Source organism: Actinoplanes solisilvae (genome assembly GCF_003999975.1).
In the GTDB taxonomy this organism is placed as follows: Bacteria; Actinomycetota; Actinomycetes; order Mycobacteriales; family Micromonosporaceae; genus Actinoplanes; species Actinoplanes solisilvae.
Window position 1 is genome coordinate 919878 of the sequence record NZ_RJAC01000001.1, and the last position, 20238, is coordinate 940115.

Here is a 20238-nt window from a genome sequence, read left to right on the forward strand (position 1 = left end):
CTCCTGCTCAGCGCCCAAGGCCCTCATCGGCGGCCGGAACGGCCACCTGAGAACACCCGGTCCACAACCGAAGGGAAATCAGGACTCCCCGCCGGGACGGCGATAGCGGTAGCCGAATCCGCGCACGGACTCGATGGGTGACTCGTCGGGATCGGACCAGCCGAGCTTGCGGCGCAACCGCAGGACGGCGAACTTGACCCGCTCCTGGCCGATGCCGGTCGGGTCGTCCCACGCCTGGGTCAGCAACTGGTTGGGACTGAGTACCGCGCCGGCATGCCGTACGAGGGCATTGAGCAGGCGGAACTCGGTGGGCGTCAGACGCTTCTCGTCGCCCTTGACGTAGACCCGCCGTTTGGTCGGGTCGAGGTGCACCAGCCCGTCGTCGTAGACCTGGCTGGCCCAGTTGTTCTGCCCGCTGGACGAGCGGCGCAGCAGCGCCTCGACCCGGGCGAGCAGCTCGTTGTTGGCGAACGGCTTGGTGAGGTAGTCGTCGGCGCCGCCGCGCAGCCCGCGCACCTTCTCGGCCTCCTGGCCGTGCGCGGTCAGCACCAGCACCGGCACGTCGGAGACGTCGCGCAGCCGTTCCAGCACCTGCCAGCCGTCCATCTCGGGCAGGCCGACGTCGAGCACCACCAGGTCGGGGTGTTCGGCGTACGCCTCCTTGAGCCCGGTGCGGCCGTCGCCGGCGTGCGCCACCTCGTAACCCGCACGGCTGAACAGCAACCGCAGGGCGAGTGCGATGTCCGGATCGTCCTCGACGACGAGTAGGCGACTCATCTTGTGCTCACCCTGCCCCACCCCTCGCAAGCGCTCGTAGCCGGACGCGACTGCCCGGCCGGCGTGCCGTCGGCACCCGGTGAGAGTCGGTGTCGTGGTGCCCGGCGGCGCTCATGCGATCGCCGGCGGCGGAATCAACCGCGCAAAGCTCACGATAGCGTGATGTCACCGCCTATTTACGGACAGTGAAAGTTTAGTGGCTTTTCGCCGCTCAAGCGCTCCGAATGAATCGCGCTATCGCCCGTGCCGGGCCGTTCGCGACCATCCCCTCAGCCTGACAGTTTCTGCGACCCGGTTTCCGGTTTCCGGCAAAGAAGGGACGTACGGCCAGTAAACGGATGCGATAGGCCTGGTGGGCGACTCGGCCCCGAGATCGGAGGAGGCGACCGTGTTCCACCCGGTGGTGCGACGTCTGATTCTGCTCCTGGCAGCTCCGGCCACGCTGGTCGCCGCGGCCGCCCCGGCCCACGCCACGGTGCCGGCGCCACCCACGGTCACTCCCGCGGTGCTGATGTCTCAGGTCGTCACGATGACCAACCAGCAGCGCGCGGCCCACGGCTGCCGCCGGTTGCTCACCGTGGATCAGGGGTTGACCGTCGCCTCGGTGCGCCAGAGCGTCTACATGGCCCGCACCGGTCGCCACGACCACGTCTGGAGCGACGGCACCACGTTCGCCCGCCGGTCACACCTGGCCGGGTACGAGCAACCGTCGGGCGAGAACATCGCCTGGGGCTACCGCACCGCGACCGAGGTGATCCAGGCGTGGATGGCCAGCCCTGGGCACCGCGCCAACATGCTCAACTGCGGCGCCCGGTCGATCGGCACCGGCGTCGCCTACGCCGCGAACGGCACGCTGTATTACACGCAGGTCTTCGGCTGGGAATGAACCCCATCCGACCTTGATCGGACTGAAGGCTGCTACATCGCACAGTTGATCAGTACGGGTTCCGGGTGCAGGTCGACGCCGAAGCGCTCGCGCACGCCGTCACGCACCGTGCGGGCCAGGCCGAGCAGGGCCTCGGTGGTCCCGGTGCCCCGGTTGGTCAGGGCCAGCGTGTGCTTACTCGAGATGGCCACGCCGTCGCCGGCGAAGCCCTTCGGGAAACCGGCCTGCTCGATCAGCCAGGCCGCCGGGATCTTGACGGTGCCGTCGTCGCCGGGCCAGTGCGGGGCGTCGAGCCCGAGCTCGGCCCACTCGGCCGCCGACACGACAGGGTTGGTGAAGAACGAGCCGACCGACCAGGTGTCGTGATCGGCCGGGTCGAGCACCATCCCTTTATGCTCTCGGAGCTTGCGTACGGTGTCACGGGCGTGGCGCAGCGAGACCCGGTCACCCGCCTCGACGCCCAGGTTGCGGGCCAGCTCGGCATAGCGGATCGGCGCCGACTCGGCCGACCGCGCCAGCCGGAAGTCGACCTGCAGCACGACGAAGCGGTCGTTGTGCTTGAAGACGCTCGCGCGGTAGGCGAAGCCGCACTCGAGCGGGGACATCGCCCGGATCGAGTCGTGCTCCCGGTCGTACGCGTGCACCGCGACGATGGTGTGGGCGACCTCCTGCCCGTACGCCCCCACGTTCTGGATCGGGGTGGCGCCGGCCGAGCCCGGGATGCCGCTGAGGCACTCGATGCCCGAGAAGCCACGGTCGACCGCATACGCCACGAAGTCGTCCCACGGCTCTCCGGCGAAGACCCGTACGACAACGCTGTCGGCCTGTTCCTCGACGACACGGATGCCCCGGTTACGCAGCAGCACGACCTCGCCGTCGAAACCGGCGTCGCCGATGACCACGTTGCTGCCGCCGGCCAGAATCAGCAGCGGGCGCTTCTCAGCGGTAGCTTTGCGCGCCCTTTCTAGCACTTCGTCCGTTTCGGTGGCGACCGTCAAGGTGCCGGCGGGCCCGCCTAGGCGTAGCGTCGTGTACGCCGACAGGTCGGTTTGCGCGGCGGCGGTAACGTCTGACACGCCAACCACCCTAGGCTCAACGGTTCGGGGATCTCATCGGCGGTCCGGTGGAGCGGAGAGAATCGCGATGAACAGGCTGCACGCGACGAAGGACTTCTGGCTGGCCGCGTTGCGCGCCGACAGCCCCGCGCTGCAGGACGCAGTCGTCCAGGCCGGCCCCGGTGTGGCCGTGCCCGGGTGTCCCGACTGGACGGTCGCCGACCTGGTCCAGCACCTCACGTCCGAGCTGCACTGGGTGCGCGAGACGACCGCGCGCGGCGTCACCGACCGGCCGGCCGAGGCCCCGGTGGTCACCCCCCAGCCCGACTGGGACGCGGCCCTCGACGGGTTGCGCCGCGAGCTCACCGGCACGATCGAGACGCTCGAGGCCCTCGACGCCGACTTCCCCGCCTGGAACTGGGCACCGCAGGCCAAGAAGGTGTCGTTCTGGCAGCGCCGCATGGCCCACGAGATCTCGGTGCACCGCTGGGACGCCGAGTCCGCCGCCGAGCGGGCCACGCCCATCGAGACCAAGCTGGCCGCTGACGGCGTGGGCGAGGTGCTCGACACGTGGCTGCCGGCCGGCCGCCGCAAGGGTCCGACCGATCTGCACGGCGTGGTCCACCTGGCCGCGAGCGACGCGGGCTACGAGTGGTTCGTGCGGTTGCGCGGGGCCGGGGTGGCCCTGCTCGACACCGGCACGATCCTCGACTCCGACGATCACCACGCCCGCGCCCAGGCGACCGGCACCGCCAGCGACCTGCTGCTCATGCTGATGGGCCGCATCCCGGCAGATCGCCTGGTCGTGACCGGTGACCCGCGCCTGGTCACCGCCCTGCGCACGGGCTGACGTCCCGCAGATCACCCCTGGTTCATACCGGCACCGGGCTTACATTCGACTTACCGAGGTATCGCGAGCGGGTTCCGCTCCTACGATTAACCGGTTAAGTTCGTGTTTCCGTGTGTTTCTTACCAGGAGCGGGGAACGTCATGACGGCAACCGTCACCTCCACGTCGGCCCAGCCGGCCCTGGCCGCGATCACCTTCCCCGACGGCTTCATCTGGGGCGCCGCCACGGCGTCGTACCAGATCGAGGGCGCCGCGCGGGAGGACGGTCGCGGCCCGTCGATCTGGGACACCTTCAGCCGTACGCCGGGACGCGTCTACCGCGGGCACACCGGCGACATCGCCTGCGACCACTACCACCGTTACGTCGACGACGTGGCGATGATGAAGGGCCTGGGCCTCGCGTCGTACCGGTTCTCGATCGCCTGGCCGCGCATCCAGCCCGACGGCACCGGCCCGGTCAACCTCAAGGGCCTCGACTTCTACGACCGGCTCACCGACGAACTGCTCGGCCAGGGCATCGACCCGGTCGCCACGCTCTACCACTGGGACCTGCCGCAGACCCTCGAGGACCGTGGCGGCTGGGCCAACCGCGAAACCGCCGAGGCCTTCGCCGACTACGCGCAGATCATGTACGCCAAGCTCGGCGACCGCGTGAAGACCTGGACCACGCTCAACGAGCCCTGGTGCTCGGCCTACCTCGGTTACGGCAGCGGTGTGCACGCGCCCGGCAAGCAGGACCCGGCCGCCGTCTTCGCCGCCGTGCACCACCTGCTGCTCGGCCACGGCCTGGCCGCTCGGGCGCTGCGCTCGGCCGGCGCTCAGAGCGTCAGCATCACGCTCAACCCGTCGGTCGCGCTGCCGGTCGACCCGACGAATCCGGCCGACCAGGAAGCCGTACGGATCATCGACGGGCTTTCGAACCGGATGTTCCTCGACCCGCTCTTCAAGGGGCGCTACCCGGCCGACATGCTCGAACACATGTCCCGGTTCACCGATCTGTCATACATCGCCGACGGTGACCTGGCCACGATCAACGCCCCGCTCGACGTGCTGGGTATCAACTTTTACCAGCCCGCGTACGTGTCGGCCAAGCCCGGCGCCCCGGCGGCGCTCGACCAGCCCGGCAGCGAGGGCATCGCGTGGCGCGCGCCGGACGGCCCCGTCACCGACATGAACTGGCTGATCGAGCCGTCCGCCCTGACCGGCCTGCTCAAGCGCATCAACGACGACTACCCCGGCATCCCGCTGCTGATCACCGAGAACGGCGCGGCCTACCCCGAGGGAGTGTCCGAGGACGGCGCCGTTCACGACGCCCGCCGCGTCGACTATCTCGACGGTCACCTGCGAGCCTGCCATGATGCCCTGGCGGCCGGCGTCGATCTGCGGGGTTACTTCGTCTGGTCGCTCATGGACAATTTCGAGTGGGCTGAGGGGTACCGCAAGCGTTTCGGGGTCGTACACGTCGACTACACGACCCAGCAGCGCACGCTGAAGGACAGCGCGAAGTGGTACCGGGAGGTGATCCGGCGCAACGGCATCGCTGCGCCGGGAACTGACGAAGGGTGAGCTTTGTGGCGACGCGGGGTGAGCTTTTGTGGTGACGCGGGAGCGGCCGACCCTGGAAGCAGTGGCGCGCCGCGCCGGGGTGTCCCGGGCGACCGTCTCCCGCGTCGTCAACGGCTCCACGTCGGTGGCCGCCTCGATCCGTGAGGCGGTCAACCGCGCCGTCGACGAACTGGGCTACGTGCCCAATCAGGCGGCGCGCAGCCTGGTCACCCAGCGCACCGAATCGGTCGCGCTGATCCTGCCCGAGACGGCCAACCGGGTCTTCTCGGACGACCTGTTCTTCCCGGCCATCATCCGCGGCGTGGGCGTCGAGCTCGAGGCGGCCGACAAGCAACTCGTGCTGATGATGGCCGGCTCGGACCGCAGCCACGCCCGGGTCGAGCGCTACGCGGTGGCCGGCCACGTGGACGGCGTCATGTTCGCCTCCATGCACGGCGCCGACCCGCTCCCCGGCACGCTGGTGCGCCTTGGCATCCCGGTGATCTGCAGCGGCCGGCCGCTGAGCCTTCCAGAGCTGAGCGGCGCGTCGGTGCCCTATGTGGACGTGGATCACTTCGGCGGGGTCTGTGCGGCCGTACGCCATCTGGTCACGGCCGGTCGCCGCCGGATCGCCACGATCGCCGGGCCGCAGGACATGGTGGCCGGCATCGACCGGCTCGCCGGCTATCGCGCCACGCTCGAGGAGGCCGGGCTCGCCCAGCACGTGGCGGTGGGCGACTTCACCCGCGAGTCGGGCATCCAGGCGATGCGCTCGCTGCTCGCCGACGACCCGGCCCTCGACGCGGTCTTCGTGGCGTCGGACATGATGGCCCACGGTGCCCTGCTGGCCCTGCGCGGCGCCGGCCGTCGCGTGCCGTCGGACGTCGCGGTGATCGGCTTCGACGACTTCGAGATCAGCCGCTACAGCGACCCGCCACTGACCACCGTGCGCCAGCCGATCGCCGACATGGGCCGCACGATGGCCCGCCAGATGCTCGGCCTGATCAACGGCGAGGAGGGCCTGCCCGACGCGGTCGTGCTACCGACCGAGCTGGTGGTCCGTGACTCCGCCTGACCCCGCACCGGCCGCGTTCACCGATGCGCCCGCACTCGCCGCCTGCACTGAACCGCCCGCGCTGACCGGCTGACCGAGCGTCTTTCGAGCGAGCAGGGTGGCGCCGGCGATCGCGGCCGGCATGAGCAGCACCGCGCCGAGCGGGATCAGGAAGCAACAGAAGACGGCCACCCCGAACCCGAGCGCCAGCGGCCGGTTCTTCGCCAGCACCACCCGCCGGTGCCGCAGCCGCTGACCCCGCCGCTGGAACGGCACCCCGGTGAGCTCGACGGCGAGCAGCCACCCGCCGATGGCCCCGGCCAGCACCGGGATCACGGTCTGGCCGATCACCGGCACGAACCCGAGCAGGAACAGCGGGATACCGATCAGGATCGACAGCCCGATCAGGCGAAGCGAGTCGACCAGGCTGCGGCGCAGCGACGGCCAGAAGCCGACCTCCACCTCGCCGGCCACGCCACCGAACTCGTCCTCGACCAGCTCGGAGATGCGCTCGTAGAACGGGTCGCCGATGAGCAGCGTGACCGCGGTGAAGGTGAGCACACCGAACAGCACCGACGCACCGACCAGCGCGATGCCGCCGAGCACGCGGGCGACGTCACGCGCCCACTCGGACCAGCCGTCGGCGAACCAGGTGACCGTGGCCGACAGCTCGGGCAGGTAGTCGACGAGGAAGAACAGCGCCGTGCCGTAGAGCAGCCCCGAGATCAGGGCCGGCAGCAGCCCGAGCGCCAGCAGCTTGGGATGGCGCAGCACCAGGCCGAGGCCACGCGCCAGCATTCCGGCACCGGTGAAGAACTGCTTCGCTGCGGTCACGTCCGGCAGCCTAGAACAGCCCACGTAAATCCGCCGCGAAGCGCGGCTGTGCCGGTGGAGAACTCAGACCGGCGCCCGGACGCGGACGGCCGTCACCCGCCGAGCCTGTGGACAACTCAGACCGGCGCCCGGACGCGAAGGGCCGCCGCCCGCCGAGCCTGTGGACAACTCGGAACACCAGCGCCGGCCGACGCGTAGTGTCCGGCCCACTCCCCGGGCGGGCGGGAGACTTACAGACCAGGACGGGACTGCACTGCGGATGGTCGCGGGCCGGCGTGACCCCCCACTTGATCGACACGGTCGCCCGCGGAGGTCATGGCTCTTCGCGGAGCGGCCGCCGCCAAGGTTCAGGGGGTCACGGAGACCTCAGTGCTCGGGGCCGCCGAAGGGGACGACGGGGGATCGCTGGGCCACTCGCTGGGGTCGGTGGGGGTCGGGACCGGGGGCAGGGTCAGCGGCGGCAAAGGGTCGGAGGGCGACACCGTCGGGGACGTGGACGGCGCGGAGGTGGTGGTGGGCACGGCGGAGGTGGGCGTCGGGGAGGTGGGCGTCGGGGAGGTGGCCGGGACCGACGTGACGGGAGACGGCGGTGCGGAAGGTGTCAGGCCGGGCCTGGGCGGGTGGGCCGAGTAGCGCACGGCTACGGGCTCGGTGGTCGTCCTGGCCGGGGCCGCGCCCAGGACGCCCTCGCCGCCGGGAACGCCCACTGCAGCGGGGCGCTTGGCCGGGGCCGCGAGGCTCCAGCCGACCGCGACGGCGAGGGGAAGTCCTAACGTCACGAGTCCGACAAAGACTGATTTAGGGGATAGCCGCACGCCCTAGACAACGTAACTAGAGCCGAGAAAGGTTACGGCCCCACCGGCAGAACGGGGTTGATCAATAGGTGCGGGGCCGGTACTGTCCGCTGGCTCCCCTCTGTCGGGTTGGGGAGTCACACCAAACGGGGGACAGATGAGAACCGTTTACCGTCGTGGGTTGCCGGCCCTGCTCACCGTGGCTCTAACCACGGGTGTCGTCGGATTCGGCACGCCGGCGCTCGCCGCCGGCGCAGCGCCCACCGGCACCTTCACGCTCAGCGCCAACGCGATTTGGTCCGGCCAGCGCGTGACGCTGACTCAGAACGACCTGAACGACCCCGAGGGCGATGCGGTCACCCGCAAGATCTTCTGGGGTGACGGTGCCAGCGTCGAGACCAACGGCACCGAGACATCGTGGACGCACACCTACATCAACACCCCCGCGACCTACACCGTGAGCGTCAAGCTCAATGACGGTGAGACGGAGGTGCCGGCGACGCTGGCCTCTCCGACGGTCGCGATCACCAACGCACCGGGCACCCTGGGCTGGAAGAACAGCACGGTCTGGACGTACCCGGGCTACTACAACGAGGCCACCTTCGCCCCGACCAACCTGCCGACGAACGCCGACCAGGCGTGGACCGACTGGAAGGACGGGGAGTACACCCTCCTCAAGGAGGGCGCGGCCTCTACCGAGGCGGGGCACTGGTACCCGACCGGGACCTTCTCCCCGACGGTGCAGTTCGAGAACAAGAACGGCAAGGCCAACGTACGCACGGCCAACGCCCTCAACGTTCGCGACGACACCACCGCCCCCACCGCGGGCTTCACCTGGCCGGCCAAGAACGTCGCCAACGCGGCCAAGTCGTACCAGACGCTGCGCGGCACCGGCCGGGACAGCGAGGCGGGTGCCGACGGCGCCGAGGTCTGGATCTACAAGTGGAACAACGTCGGATTCATCGCCTACTGGGACTTCGCCCGGAAGAACTGGATCAAGTACAACGGTGATGACATCCCGATGACCGCGATCGCCGACGTGCCGGTGAGCGCCTCGGGCACGTGGGCCGTGCCGGTCAACGGCTTCGCCAAGGGCTGGAAGATCGAGGTTGGCTACTCGGTCTACGACAAGGTCGGAAACTACAGCGAGCCCAAGTGGGCTGACTTCACGCTGACCAGCTGACCATCGCAGTAGCCGATCGAGGGCTCGTCCGGGAAACCGGGCGGGCCCTCAGTCGTTCAAGAACGCTGACACACGCTCACGCAGCTCGCGCCGGTTGTTCCACAGTACGGCCGGGTGGTCGTACACATGAAGGTCGGCCTCGGGCAGCAGCGCGGCCAGCCGCTCGGCGCCGGCGGCCGGATGCACCTCGTCGCCGACGCAACCGATCACCAGCGCGCGACCCTGGAAGGCCCGTAGCGCCGACTCGTCGGCCACCGCGGGCTCGTGCCACAGGGTCGTCAGCTCGGGGGACAGACCGTCGCGCTGCAGCTGCTCGACGCGCTGCCGCAGGAAGCTCCAACCGGTCGGCGTGTTGCGCACCGACGGCGGCATCTCGGCCTCGACCGCGGCGGCGATCGCGGCTGCCTCGCCCGACTCGACCGCGGCCAGCAGCCTTTCCAGACGGGTCTCGGCGGCCGGCGAGCGGGTGCCGTCGAGCGGCGCGGGCAGATAGAAGACCACCCGCTCGAAACGGCCGGGCGACTCGCTGAGCAGCCGGGCGAGCGCGGCTGCGCCCATGCTGACGCCGAACGCCCTGGTGGCGCTGGTGCGGTCGGCGACGGCGCGCAGGTCGGAGGCGAGATCGCCGAAGCTCCAGGGACCGACCGGGGCGTCGGAACGGCCGTGCCCGCGGAAGTGGAAGAAGACCCGGCGACCGGCGACCGCGCTGCCCAACGGGCGGGTGCCGGCGATGTCGCCGCCCAGCCCGTGGCCGAACACCGTCACGGGATCACCGACGCCGGTGATCAGCTGCTCAAGCCGTACGCCGGAAGGGGTTTGAACGATCTCGGTCGGTGCCGTGGGAAGGGTTGGACGGCCCGAGCGCGGACCGGTGGGGTCGGGACGCTGCAGGCGGGGGCCGCCGTCTGGGGGCGGAGGCCCGAACCGCCGCCTCACCAGAAGCCTTTGCCGTCCGACAGATCTTTCAGGCCGGGACGGACGTCGAGCAGGTAGATGAGCGCGGCGGCGATGCCGATCAGGCTGAAGATGCCCACCGGGCCGCTGAGCAGCAGCGTGAGGATTATGCAGATCGCGAGGATCGCCGCCCACGCGCCCTTGGGCAGGGTGCCGATGGCCTGGAATCCGTCGCCCTTCTGCGTCAGGCAGTGGATCAGCGCGATCGCCTGGATCACCAGCGAGAAGATGAGGATGAGCAGGTTGATATAGCCGACGGCGTCGGCGTAGAAGATCGGCGCGGAGGAGGCCATGAGGGAAAGTCTATGCCGCGGGGCCCGGCACCGGCCGGACCCCGCGGATCATGAGTTACCGGTTTGTCACTTGGTGGTCGTGCGCTTGCGCGGCTTCGGGGCCGGCTTGGCCTCGATGGCAGCGGGCGCCTCGGTCGCCTCGATGTCGGCGTTCACGACGTCGGCGGCCTCGACGACACCGGTGCCGACCACGCGCTCGCCCCGGGCGACCAGCGCCGTGTAGGCCGCGACAGCGCGGTCCTGGGCGATCTGGGCGAACGAGGTGGCGACGCTGGCGGCGTTGCCCCGCAGCGCGGTGAAGTCTGTCGTGGACGCGGTCTCGCGCAGCTCGGCGGCCTTGGTGCCGGCCTGCTCGTTGTAGACGCGCAGCGAGGCGGCGGCGCGCTCGCTGAGCTCGTTGACCACGGCGGGCAGCTTGCGCAGCTGCTGAACCGCGAGGTCACCGGCGCCGGCGGCGGCGTAGAGCGGGGCGGGGAAACGGGTCTTGGTCTGGTCGGTCACTTCTGCTCCTCGACTGTGGGAGTGGTCTCGGGCTCAGAGACGTCGGGTGTCGTCTCGGACTCGGGCTCGGCGGCCTTGTCGGCCGGCCGGTCACGCGCGTTCTCGTTGCGGAACGTCTCGTAGATCTGCGACAGCGACTGCTTCTGAGCGATCGTCAGCTCGGGATCGACCGCGATCGCGGCCAGCACGCCCTGCTGGCCCTCACTGTCCAGAAGGCCGGCGCGCAGGTACATCGCGGGAGTGGACACCCGCAGCGCGCTGGCGAGCTGCTGCAGAACCTCGGCGCTGGGCTTACGCAGGCCACGCTCGATCTGGCTGAGGTAAGGGTTGCTCACGCCCGCCTTGTCGGCGAGCTGACGCAGCGAGATCTTGGCGGTCTGCCGGAGGTCGCGGATGAAACCGCCGATGTCCTCGGGCAGATCCTTGGGTGTGGCCATGCGTTCGACGGTAGCCCGGGGTGCTAGCTCTTGCAAGCAAAACGCTTGCAAAAGCTAGCGTGAAACGAGTCACCGGACGGGACGAACCTCGCCTACCGGTTCTCCCCCACCGAGTACGAGCTCCGTGAGCACGGGGACGTCGACGCCCAGACGACGCAGCTCGTCGAGCAGCACCGGGGTGCGGGCCCGCATCGCACCGTCCTCGATCTTGATGGCGACCGCGCCCTTCCCCGGCACGGCCACGGCGACCACGCCCTCGGCGCCGCCCTTGGCGAGCAGGCCCGGCACGGCGGCCATCAGCATGGTGTCGTCGGCGCCGGTGCCGGCCACCAGCTCGGGGTGGGCTCGCATCTCGTCGGCCACCCGGCGCTCGTCCGACCCCGGTACGGCGTCGACGAGCCGCTGGAAGGAGCGGGCCAGGCCAGTCAGCGAGAGCGCCAGCACCGGCGCGCCGCAGCCGTCCACCCCGGTCGCGGCGATCTTCTCGCCGGCCAGATCGGCCACCGCGTCGGCGATCGCCACCTGCAGCGGGTGCCGCGGGTCGAGATAGGTGTCGAGCGGCCAGCCGTTGGCCACACAGGTCGCGAGCATGCCGGCGTGCTTGCCGGAGCAGTTCATCAGCACCGGCTCGGCGGCGCCGCCCTGCCGCAGCCAGGCGTCGCGGGCGTTCTCGGCGATCGGCAGCGAAGCAGGGCACCGCAGGGCGGCCACCTCAAGACCGGCCGCCTCGAGGATTTCGCGGACACGGCGGGCGTGGAAGGGCTCGCCATAGTGGCTGCCGCTGATCAGGGCCAGGTCGGCGCCGTCGCGCGGCACCAGGCCGACGCGCAGCATGCCGACGGTCTGCAGCGGCTTGTTGGACGAGCGGGGGAACATCGGGCTGGTGACGTCGCCGCGGCTCTCACCACCGAGGACGGCGACCGAACCGTGGTGGACACTCTCGACGAAGCCGGAGCGCACTACTTCCGCGATGATCATCGGGCGGGGACTCCCAGCAGCTCGCGGGTGTCGCGGGCCGAGAGCGGCGGGCGCTGGGCCAGCTGGGCGAACCCGACGGCGCGGGCGACGAGCTGCATGTTCGACTCGACCGGCCGCCCCTTGGCGTACGAGATGGTGTCTTCCATGCCGACCCGCAGGTGGCCGCCGGCGCTCAGCGAGGCCAGCATGACCGGGATGGCGCCGCGCCCGATGCCGGTGGCCGAGAACGTCGTGCCCTCGGGCAGGTCACGGATCGCCTGCTCACAGGCGACCAGCGCGGCCGCGGTGGCCGGCATGCCACCCGGCACGCCCATCACCAGGTCGACGTGCACGTGGCCGCCGAACGGCAGGCCGTGTTGGCCCAGCAGCCGCTGCAGCGAGGTGAGCTGGCCCAGGTCGAAGATCTCGTACTCCGGCACGATGCCGCGTTCCTGCATGCGGGTGTGCAGGTCGACGATGAACTCCCAGCGGTTCAGGAAGACGCCGTCGCCGAAGTTGACCGTACCCATCGTGCAGGAGGCCATCTCGGGGCCGGCGTCGAGCACGGCGAGCCGATCAGCCTCGGGGTCGGTGACCGCACCCCCCGACGAGAGCTGCACGATCAGGCCGGTCGACTCGCGCAGCGCCGCCACGGTCGCGCGCAGCCGACCCTGATCGAGGGTCGGTTCGGCATCGTCGTCCCGGATGTGGACGTGGATGATGGCGGCGCCCAGCGCCTCGCACTCTTTGGCGGTGGCCACGAGTTCGTCGAGCGTCACGGGCAGCGCCGGCACATCGGCCTTGCTGCTCTCGGCCCCGGTGGGGGCCACTGTGATCACGGTCCCGGTCATGGACCGAATCCTGCCTTAGCTGGGATCGACCGCTACGACGGACTCCCCCACCAGCAGCTCGTCGCCGTCGGCCACGTTGCGCTTGAGGACGGCGAGGGCGATGAGGCCCAGGTCGTGGTGGCGGACGGCGGTGCCGACGAAGCCGACCTCGCGCCCGTCACGAACCACCGGCGTGCCCTTGGCGGGCGGCTGGTCGGTGGCGATGCCGTCGAAATGCAGCAGGGCGAGACGGCGCGGCGGGCGGCCGAGGTGGTGCACCCGGGCGACCGTCTCCTGCCCGCGGTAGCAGCCCTTGTCGAGGTGGACGGCGGCGGCGATGAAGTCGGCCTCGGCCGGGATCGTGCGGTGGTCGGTCTCCCAGCCCAGGCGGGGGATGTGGTGCTCGACCCGGATCGCCTCATAGGCCCAGAGCCCGGCCAGGGGCACCCCGAGCTTCTCGATCACGGCCGTCTTCGACTCGCGCGGGATCAGCAGGTCGACACCGAGCGGCACCCGGCGAGCCAGACCACCTTCGAATTCCCGTACGTCGTAGTGGCTGGTCGCACCGGGCGGGACATCGCCCGCGGCGAACTTCGCGCCCGGCACGACGTGGATCTTCGCCTCGGCCAGGCCCGGGATCACGTCGGCCGCGCCGGGGCCGACCAGCGAGAGCACGGCCATCTCGGCGGTGGCCTCGCGCGGTTCGACACGCGTGAAGAAGCGCATCATCTCGAGGTATTTGAGCAGGCCGGCGCCCGCCCCGGGCTCGGTGTCGAGCCAGGCCGTGGTGCCGTCCTCGGTGACCAGCGCGTGCTGCTCGACATGCCCGTGCGGGGAGAGGACCAGCAGCTCGGTGCCCTGGTTCTTGCTCAGCTCGGTGAGGTGTTGCGTGGTCAGGGTGTGCAGCCAGCTCGCGCGTTCGTCGCCCGGCACCGCGATCACGTCGCGGTTCGAGCGGTCGACCAGGCCGACGGCGGTGGCCAGCGTGCGCTGCTCGCGCATCGGGTCGCCGTAGTGGGCCGGCACACCGGCGTCGGCGGACGAGGGATCGAGGTCCTCGATCATCACGACCGTCATCTCACAGCTCCTTGCAGTCTCCGCAGACGCCGAAGAGCGACACATGCCCCACGTCGACCCGGAAATCCCGTTCGGCCAGCAGCCGGTCGGTCACCGGCTGCATCACACTCGGATCGACCTCAAGGATCGATCCACATCCACGGCAGACCAAATGAACGTGCTGATCATCACCCGCCGCGTGGTAGGTGGGAGAGCCGTGTGACAGGTGGGTGTGGTTGACCAGACCGAGCTCTTCGAGCAGCTCGAGGGTGCGGTAGACGGTGGTGATGTTGACGCCGGCCGCCCGTTCCCGCACGTGGTTGTGCACCTGCTCGGGCGTGGCATGGCCGAGCTCGTGCACAGCTTCGAGGATGAGCTGGCGCTGCGGGGTCAGTCGCAGGCCGCGCTCCCGGAGCATCGCGGCTAAAGAAGTGGCGGACACGACATGAAGGTTACGCCGCGTCCGCCCCTGTTCTCAGCCGCCGATCCGCAGGAGTCTCGCCGACATGTGCGGCAGCAGGCCGCTGTCGTCGATCGCGAGCTCGTGGGCGTAGAGCAGTGCTCCGTCGACGATGCCGAACAGCCTTTTCGCGCCGGTCGCGTGCTGGCCGCTGGGCGTGTAGGCGATGGCGTCGGCCTCCATCTCGAGGCGGGTGGTGCCGATGGCCTTGCCCAGGTAAAGCTCGGCGACGCCGTCCGGGTTGATCATCACGGCTTCCATCTCGTCGGTGGCCCGGCCGTCGTTGAGCACGGGACGCCAGAAGCCCGACTCGACAGCCCACTCACCGGCCGGCTTCGACTCGTCGTCGAGCAGCCAGGCGCGCGACTCGAACCGCAGGAACGGCCGGCCGTCGTGGCTGATCCGCACCTCTTGCGCGAAGTCGTAGTCGTTCTCGGCGGGGAAGCCACCCTGGCCGCGACCGCGCCACAGGCCGACGAACGGCAGCAGGCCCAGCAGCGCCGGATGCAGGTCGGGGCCGGACCGCAGGTCGTGCGTGTCCTCGTAGGGATAGGGATCGACCGGCGGCGCGTTCAGCCAGGGCGGTGGACCCAAAGGGTTGTCCTGCTCGCTCACCAACGCCCCCTCGACACCCGCATCGCCAGATAGCCGAACCCGCCCGCCAGACCGCCGAGACCGGCGACCAGCAGACTCACAAACCCGATTTCCGTAACCATGACCGGCCCATCTTATGCTGGCCCTCATGTCACGCCTGCTGGTCGTCAAGGCTACCGCCGGGGCCGACGCGCCCGAGCGCTGCTCCCAGGCCTTCACCGTCGCGAGCACGGCGATCTCGTCCGGGGTCGAGGTGTCGTTCTGGCTCACCGGCGAGTCGACGTGGTTCGCACTGCCCGGGCGGGCGGCCGAGTTCGAGCTGCCGCACGCGGCGCCGCTGCCCGACCTGCTCGACCTGCTGCTCTCGGCCGGCCGGGTGACGGCCTGCACGCAGTGCGCGGCCCGGCGCGGCATCACGCCCGACGACGTGCTGCCGGGCATCCGCATCGCCGGCGCGGCCGTCTTCGTCGAAGAGATCATGTCGGACGGGGCACAGGCCCTCGTTTACTGACAGGGGGTGCTGACGGTGACGCGCGCCCGGCCGCCCTCGGGCCGGACGATCACCGAGTCGGCGCCGCGGCGGTAGGCCCGGACGGTCTCGTCGGCCACCAGGGGCTTCTCGCCGACCTGCGGAGCGGTCACCCCGTCGACGGTCCACGAGCCGGCCACGCCGCCGGACGGGCAGGTGACCGTGCTCGCGTGCTTCTGGCCCGGCCCGTTCACCAGGCTGCTCAGCAGGGCCGGAGCGGGGGCGGACGGGTCGGCGCCGCTCGGGCGGCTATCGCCCCCGAGCGGCCGGCAACCGGTCGACACCTGCAGCGAGAACGCCGTCGCGGCCGACGCGCCGCTCAGCTCGACCGCGATGAAGTCGCCCGCGTCGGCGAACAGCGAGACCCTGGTGCCGGCGTGGGTGACCCCGATGTCGGCCTGATAGCCGCCCGGAAGGCGGGCGGCGATGTCTTTGACCACCTCGACGCCCTGCCCCGACGGCACATAGATGGTCACCGTGCGCGCAGCGACCAGGCCCGACCGCACGGGCGTGACCCGGCAGGCGTCGGAGAACTCGACCGGCCCCAGCAGCACGGCCCGGCCCGCACCGCTCGCCGCCGCGTAGACGACCCCGCTGGCCCGCTGCAGGTCGGTCACGGCCAGGTCGAGGTCGCGCTGTTCGGGCACGGTCGCCCGCTCGTGGCCGACCGACCAGACGGCGAGCACGGCCACCACGGCGATCCAGACCGACACGAGCCCGGTCAACCACCACCGGCGCTTCACGGCAGCAGGGCCGCGTAGTCCGGGGAGGCGAGGAATCGCTCGATCATCTCGGCCGTCCCGGGGGTGAACTCGCGACCCAGCAGCTCGGCGGCCGGGACGAACAGCATCGCGGCGCCCTCGCCGAGCACCACATCGGACTGGACCGCGGTCGTCGGGCCGCGGAAGTAGTGCTTGACGAAGCCCTCGACCGGGTTCTCCTGCACGCCGAAGAGCTCGAGCGGCGCGGCCGGGCGCAGGGCGGTCTCTTCCCACAGCTCGCGCACGGCCGCCTCGGCGAAGGTCTCACCCGGCTCGACCCCGCCGCCGGGCAGACCCCACACGCCCGGGTAGCGAGGCGCGTCGTCGTCGCGCAGCTGCAGCAGCACCGCTCCCGACCGGTCGACCAGCAACGTGCAGGCGAGGTGACGCAAGGGGCTCACTTCCCGGCCAGGCGGGTGAGGGCGCCGACGGCGACCTCGGGACGTGTCGTATACCAGAAAGGGGGCAGCGAGTTGCGCAGGAAGGCGCCGTAGCCGCGGGCCGTCTCGAGGCGGGAGTCGAGGACGGCGACCACGCCCTTGTCGCCTGTGGAGCGGATCAGGCGGCCCACGCCCTGGGCCAGCCGCACGGCCGCGATCGGCACGCTGACCGAGGCGAACCCGGACCCGCCGGTCGCGTCGACCGCCGCCGCGCGGGCGGCGGCCAGCGGCTCGTCGGGGCGCGGGAACGGTAGCCGGTCGATGACGACGAGCTGGCACGAGTCGCCGGGCACGTCGACGCCCTGCCAGAGCGACATGACCCCGAACAGGCAGCTCGCCTTGTCTTCCCGGAACTTGCGGACCAGCACCGGCAGCGATTCCTCGCCCTGCAGCAGGATCGGCAGGTCGGTGCGGGCGCGCAGCAGCTCGGCGGCCTGGGTGGCGGCCTTGCGCGACGAGAACAGGCCCAGCGTACGGCCGCCGAGGGCCTCGACCAGCTTGACCAGCTCTTCACCAGCCGCGTCAGGTAGGCCGGACATCTGCGGGCGGGGCAGGTGGGCGGCGACGTAGAGGATGCCCTGGCGCGGATAGTCGAAGGGGGAGCCGACGTCGAGCGACGTCCAGCCGTCGCCGGAGACGGGCGCGGCCGCGGCGTCACCGGTGCGGGCGGCGGGCACGGCGGGCGACGCCGCGGGCAGGCCGAGAGAGCGGGCGACGGTGTCGAACCGGCCGCCCAGCGTCAGCGTCGCCGAGGTGGCCACGACCGTACGGTCGGAGTAGAGACCCTGGGCGAGCGTGCCGGCGACCGAGAGCGGGGCCACCACGAGCGCGCGGCGGCCGCTGCCCAGATCGGATTTCTCGACCCAGGCGACGTCGAAGTCGGACTCTTCGAGCAGCCGCTGGGCCGTGCCGTTGAGGTCGTCGAGCGCGGCCTTGGCCTGCTGTTTGCGCACCGGGTCGGGGTCGTCGGACTTGACGTCGCCGATCGCCGTGAGCCCGGCCCGGGTCGCCGACTCGGTCACCGTGACCGCCTGGCGCAGCAGGTCGGGAAGGTCGGCGGTGATGCGGCCGGCCGGCGTCTCGGCGAGGCCGACGGTGAGCGCGTCGGCCGCCTCGGCCAGCGACTCGACGACGGCCGGCGGGAGCAGGGTGCGGGCGCGCCGCGACGAGCGCTCGATCGCGTCGGGGGTCAGCTCGGCCTGGGAGGCGGAGGACACACGGTCGGCCAGCTCGTGGGCCTCGTCGATGACGAGGAGCTTGTGCGGCGGGACGATGTGCCGCTCGGCCAGCATGTCGACGGCGAGCAGGCTGTGGTTGGTGACCACGATGTCGGCCTCGCGGGCCCGGGCGCGCGACGCCTCGGCGAAGCACTCGGCGCCGTAGGGGCAGCGCTGGGCGCCGACGCAGTCGCGGGCCGGCATCGAGACCTGGCGCCAGGCGGTGTCGTCGACGCCGGGGTCGAGCTCGTCGCGGTCGCCGGTGGCCGTCTTGTCGGCCCAGGCCTGCAGCCGCTGGATCTGCTTGCCGAGCCGGCCCGCCTCGCCCAGCCACTGGGTGGTCTTGGGTGGCGCGTCGTCGAAGAGCGTGTCGCTCGGCGCCTCTTCGTCGGCGTGTTCCATCTTCGCCACGCAGAGGTAGTGATGGCGGCCCTTGAGCACGGCGAAGGTGGGCTTGCGGCCCAGCACCGGCTCGACCGCGGCGGCCAGGCGCGGCAGGTCGTGCTCGACGAGCTGGTTCTGCAGCGCGAGGGTGGCCGTGGAGATCACGACCGGACCGTCGACGAGCAGCGACGGGGTCAGGTAGGCCAGGCTCTTGCCGGTGCCCGTGCCCGCCTGGACGAGAAGATGCTCACGGTCGCGTATGGCCTTGTCGATGGCCGCGACCATCGCCTCTTGACCAGGGCGGGAGGAGCCCCCGGGAACCGCGCCGATGGCGGCCTGAAGGAGTTGCTCGGCGGTAACCTTCTTCTTCGTTGCTGCGGGCACGGGCAGACGGTACCCGCCACCACCGACAGAAGCCGACCACCGTTAGGGTTCTCGCATGCCGAGTGACACGGTCCGGGTCGTCTACACGAAGTACGACGGGTCGGCCCACCGTGACTATCCCGCCCGCCGCTTCGAGGAAGACGACCTCGGTGTCTGGGTGGGCGTGACCCGGGGCACGTCGTCGGTCTACCACGGCCGCCCGTCCGTCGAGCAGATCCCGTTCGTGCTGCTCATCCCCCATCACGCGTGGTGGACGGGCATGTTCAACCCGCAGCCGCGCACGAGCGAGGTCTACTGCGACATCACCACTCCCGCGCGCTGGGAGGGTGACACCGTGCACATCATCGACCTCGACCTCGACGTGGTGCGCCGCCGGGCGACCGGCCTGGTCGAGCTGCGCGACGAGGACGAGTTCGATGAGCACCGCAGCCAGTTCGGCTACCCCGACGATCTCGTACGCGAAGCGCGCGCCGCGGCCGGGAAACTGCTGGTGGCCCTGGGCGACGGCAGCGAGCCCTTCGCCACCCGCTACCACCAGTTCCTACAGAAGGTCGCTGACTGACAGCTTCGCCGGGTTGAGCTGCTGGAAGAGGCCGGTGATGCGGCCGTCGGCGACGGTCACGGCGAGCGCGCCCCGCAGCGGCCCGGTGGCGTAGACGCCGGCCGTCCCGTTCACCAGCGCAGGCTTCAGCACGAGCCCGTCCATGCGGCCGCCGTGCACGACGCCGACGAAGAAACGGGCGACCTTCTCGGGGCCGACGATCGGGCGTAGCGCCGTACTCATGAAGCCGCCGCCGTCGCTGATCGCCACCACGTCGGGCGCGAGCACCGCGGCCAGGGCCTGCAGGTCTCCGCTGTTCACCGCGTCGAGGAACGCGGTCAGCACGCGCCGCTGCTCGGCCAGGCCGGCGTTGTGCCGTACGCCGCCCTCGGAAGCCGCCCGTCGCCCGCGCGAGGCGTGCTGACGGGCAGTGGCCTCGGTCGTGCCGAGCACCTTGGCCACCTCGCCGTAGGGCACCGCGAAGGCGTCGTGCAGCACGAGCGCCACCCGCTGCTCGGGGGTGAGCCGTTCGAGGACGACGAGCAGCGCCAGACCGACCTCGTCGCGCCGCTCGGCCTGGCCGGCCGGGCCGGGGTCGGGATCCACGAAGTATTCGGGCAGCCATTGGCCGGTGTAGGCCTCGCGGGACACGCGGGCTGACTTGAGCACGTCGAGGCAGAGCCGGCCGGTCACGGTGGTCAGCCAGCCGCGCAGATCACGGATGTCGTCGCCCGCACGGGTGTAGCGCAGCCAGGCTTCCTGCACGACGTCCTGCGCCTCGGCGACACTGCCCAGCATCCGATAGGCGACGGAGACGAGGTGGGGGCGCTCGGCCTCGAAGGCCTCGGCTGACGGTGGCATGAGGGGAATTCTGCGGGACATTGCCCGAGGCCCGGTAGCACTTGTGACAGAGTAGAAACGCC

Annotated in this window: 24 protein-coding genes and 1 pseudogene; 7 read left to right on the plus strand and 18 right to left on the minus strand. The window is 70.9% G+C overall.

Features of this window, described 5'->3' with window-relative positions; translation table 11 throughout:
* Positions 1 to 78: 78 nt before the first annotated feature.
* Complete coding sequence (locus EER30_RS04435) at positions 79 to 777, minus strand: response regulator transcription factor (protein WP_127498467.1); 699 nt, start codon at positions 775 to 777, stop codon at positions 79 to 81.
* A 388-nt stretch (positions 778 to 1165) separates the two neighbouring features.
* On the opposite strand from EER30_RS04435, the gene EER30_RS04440 reads away from it, so the two are divergent.
* Positions 1166 to 1663, plus strand: a complete 498-nt coding sequence (locus tag EER30_RS04440) for a CAP domain-containing protein (RefSeq protein WP_240669743.1) — start codon at positions 1166 to 1168, stop codon at positions 1661 to 1663.
* A gap of 32 nt (positions 1664 to 1695) precedes the next feature.
* Here EER30_RS04440 and EER30_RS04445 read toward each other — a convergent pair whose 3' ends face one another.
* On the minus strand, positions 1696 to 2739 hold the full coding sequence (locus tag EER30_RS04445) for a UDP-N-acetylmuramate dehydrogenase (protein WP_240669744.1): 1044 nt from the start codon (positions 2737 to 2739) through the stop codon (positions 1696 to 1698).
* 67 nt (positions 2740 to 2806) lie between these two features.
* Here EER30_RS04445 and EER30_RS04450 point away from each other — a divergent pair, with 67 nt between their 5' ends.
* From EER30_RS04450 to EER30_RS04460, 3 genes are all read left to right on the plus strand, one after another.
* On the plus strand, positions 2807 to 3568 hold the full coding sequence (locus EER30_RS04450; protein WP_127498471.1) for a maleylpyruvate isomerase family mycothiol-dependent enzyme: 762 nt from the start codon (positions 2807 to 2809) through the stop codon (positions 3566 to 3568).
* 179 nt (positions 3569 to 3747) lie between these two features.
* On the plus strand, positions 3748 to 5133 hold the full coding sequence (locus EER30_RS04455; protein WP_164842242.1) for a GH1 family beta-glucosidase: 1386 nt from the start codon (positions 3748 to 3750) through the stop codon (positions 5131 to 5133).
* 28 nt (positions 5134 to 5161) lie between these two features.
* Complete coding sequence (locus EER30_RS04460; protein WP_127498475.1) at positions 5162 to 6187, plus strand: LacI family DNA-binding transcriptional regulator; 1026 nt, start codon at positions 5162 to 5164, stop codon at positions 6185 to 6187.
* On the opposite strand, the gene EER30_RS04465 is transcribed toward EER30_RS04460, so the two are convergent.
* Positions 6152 to 6964 (minus strand): EI24 domain-containing protein, encoded by an 813-nt coding sequence (locus tag EER30_RS04465; RefSeq protein ID WP_127499355.1) that lies wholly within the window; start codon positions 6962 to 6964, stop codon positions 6152 to 6154. The genes EER30_RS04460 and EER30_RS04465 overlap by 36 nt on opposite strands.
* Positions 6965 to 7347: 383 nt before the next feature.
* Positions 7348 to 7779: a hypothetical protein gene (locus EER30_RS04470; RefSeq protein ID WP_127498477.1), complete on the minus strand. Its 432-nt coding sequence runs from the start codon at positions 7777 to 7779 to the stop codon at positions 7348 to 7350.
* A 172-nt stretch (positions 7780 to 7951) separates the two neighbouring features.
* On the opposite strand from EER30_RS04470, the gene EER30_RS04475 reads away from it, so the two are divergent.
* Complete coding sequence (locus tag EER30_RS04475; protein ID WP_127498479.1) at positions 7952 to 8977, plus strand: hypothetical protein; 1026 nt, start codon at positions 7952 to 7954, stop codon at positions 8975 to 8977.
* Positions 8978 to 9025: 48 nt separating this feature from the next.
* Here EER30_RS04475 and EER30_RS04480 read toward each other — a convergent pair whose 3' ends face one another.
* From EER30_RS04480 to mtfM, 10 genes and pseudogenes are all read right to left on the minus strand, one after another.
* Positions 9026 to 9913 (minus strand): alpha/beta fold hydrolase, encoded by an 888-nt coding sequence (locus EER30_RS04480; RefSeq protein WP_127498481.1) that lies wholly within the window; start codon positions 9911 to 9913, stop codon positions 9026 to 9028.
* The gene (locus tag EER30_RS04485) at positions 9910 to 10224 is read right to left on the minus strand and encodes a DUF2516 family protein (RefSeq protein ID WP_127498483.1); all 315 of its coding nucleotides are present in this window, start codon (positions 10222 to 10224) and stop codon (positions 9910 to 9912) included. Before EER30_RS04485 ends, EER30_RS04480 begins: the two co-directional genes overlap by 4 nt.
* A gap of 66 nt (positions 10225 to 10290) precedes the next feature.
* On the minus strand, positions 10291 to 10725 hold the full coding sequence (locus EER30_RS48410) for a hypothetical protein (RefSeq protein WP_240669745.1): 435 nt from the start codon (positions 10723 to 10725) through the stop codon (positions 10291 to 10293).
* An 8-nt stretch (positions 10726 to 10733) separates the two neighbouring features.
* Positions 10734 to 11162 (minus strand): annotated as a pseudogene (locus EER30_RS48415) (helix-turn-helix domain-containing protein); the annotation flags it as partial.
* A 69-nt stretch (positions 11163 to 11231) separates the two neighbouring features.
* Complete coding sequence (locus EER30_RS04495) at positions 11232 to 12140, minus strand: asparaginase (protein ID WP_127498485.1); 909 nt, start codon at positions 12138 to 12140, stop codon at positions 11232 to 11234.
* Positions 12137 to 12970 carry a beta-keto acid cleavage family enzyme gene (locus tag EER30_RS04500; RefSeq protein WP_127498487.1) on the minus strand — a complete coding sequence of 278 codons (834 nt, stop codon included), beginning with the start codon at positions 12968 to 12970 and terminating at the stop codon, positions 12137 to 12139. Before EER30_RS04500 ends, EER30_RS04495 begins: the two co-directional genes overlap by 4 nt.
* 15 nt (positions 12971 to 12985) lie before the next feature.
* A complete protein-coding gene (ygfZ, locus tag EER30_RS04505) occupies positions 12986 to 14026 on the minus strand; it encodes a CAF17-like 4Fe-4S cluster assembly/insertion protein YgfZ (protein WP_127498489.1) in 1041 nt (346 codons plus the stop codon).
* 1 nt (position 14027) lies between these two features.
* Complete coding sequence (locus EER30_RS04510; RefSeq protein ID WP_205650126.1) at positions 14028 to 14423, minus strand: Fur family transcriptional regulator; 396 nt, start codon at positions 14421 to 14423, stop codon at positions 14028 to 14030.
* 57 nt (positions 14424 to 14480) lie between these two features.
* Positions 14481 to 15083 carry a heme-binding beta-barrel domain-containing protein gene (locus EER30_RS04515; RefSeq protein ID WP_240669747.1) on the minus strand — a complete coding sequence of 201 codons (603 nt, stop codon included), beginning with the start codon at positions 15081 to 15083 and terminating at the stop codon, positions 14481 to 14483.
* Positions 15077 to 15181, minus strand: a complete 105-nt coding sequence (mtfM, locus tag EER30_RS49565) for a small membrane protein MtfM (RefSeq protein ID WP_284044707.1) — start codon at positions 15179 to 15181, stop codon at positions 15077 to 15079. Before mtfM ends, EER30_RS04515 begins: the two co-directional genes overlap by 7 nt.
* Before the next feature lie 14 nt (positions 15182 to 15195).
* On the opposite strand from mtfM, the gene EER30_RS04520 reads away from it, so the two are divergent.
* Positions 15196 to 15570 (plus strand): DsrE family protein, encoded by a 375-nt coding sequence (locus EER30_RS04520; protein ID WP_205650103.1) that lies wholly within the window; start codon positions 15196 to 15198, stop codon positions 15568 to 15570.
* On the opposite strand, the gene EER30_RS04525 is transcribed toward EER30_RS04520, so the two are convergent.
* The 3 genes from EER30_RS04525 to EER30_RS04535 are packed head-to-tail and all read right to left on the minus strand — an operon-like array spanning position 15564 to position 18774.
* Positions 15564 to 16331 (minus strand): hypothetical protein, encoded by a 768-nt coding sequence (locus EER30_RS04525; RefSeq protein WP_127498496.1) that lies wholly within the window; start codon positions 16329 to 16331, stop codon positions 15564 to 15566. The two genes, EER30_RS04520 and EER30_RS04525, sit on opposite strands and share 7 nt — an antisense overlap.
* Complete coding sequence (locus EER30_RS04530; RefSeq protein ID WP_127498497.1) at positions 16328 to 16741, minus strand: NUDIX hydrolase; 414 nt, start codon at positions 16739 to 16741, stop codon at positions 16328 to 16330. The genes EER30_RS04525 and EER30_RS04530 overlap by 4 nt, the downstream gene beginning before the upstream one ends.
* Positions 16742 to 16746: 5 nt before the next feature.
* Positions 16747 to 18774, minus strand: coding sequence for an ATP-dependent DNA helicase (locus EER30_RS04535; RefSeq protein ID WP_127498499.1), 2028 nt, complete (start codon positions 18772 to 18774; stop codon positions 16747 to 16749).
* Between the two features lie 55 nt (positions 18775 to 18829).
* Between EER30_RS04535 and EER30_RS04540 the strand changes: the two genes are divergently transcribed.
* Positions 18830 to 19336 (plus strand): DUF402 domain-containing protein, encoded by a 507-nt coding sequence (locus tag EER30_RS04540; protein ID WP_127498501.1) that lies wholly within the window; start codon positions 18830 to 18832, stop codon positions 19334 to 19336.
* Here the strand turns inward: EER30_RS04540 and sigJ are convergent.
* A complete protein-coding gene (gene sigJ, locus EER30_RS04545) occupies positions 19316 to 20176 on the minus strand; it encodes an RNA polymerase sigma factor SigJ (protein ID WP_127498502.1) in 861 nt (286 codons plus the stop codon). The two genes, EER30_RS04540 and sigJ, sit on opposite strands and share 21 nt — an antisense overlap.
* Between the last annotated feature and the right edge of the window lie 62 nt (positions 20177 to 20238).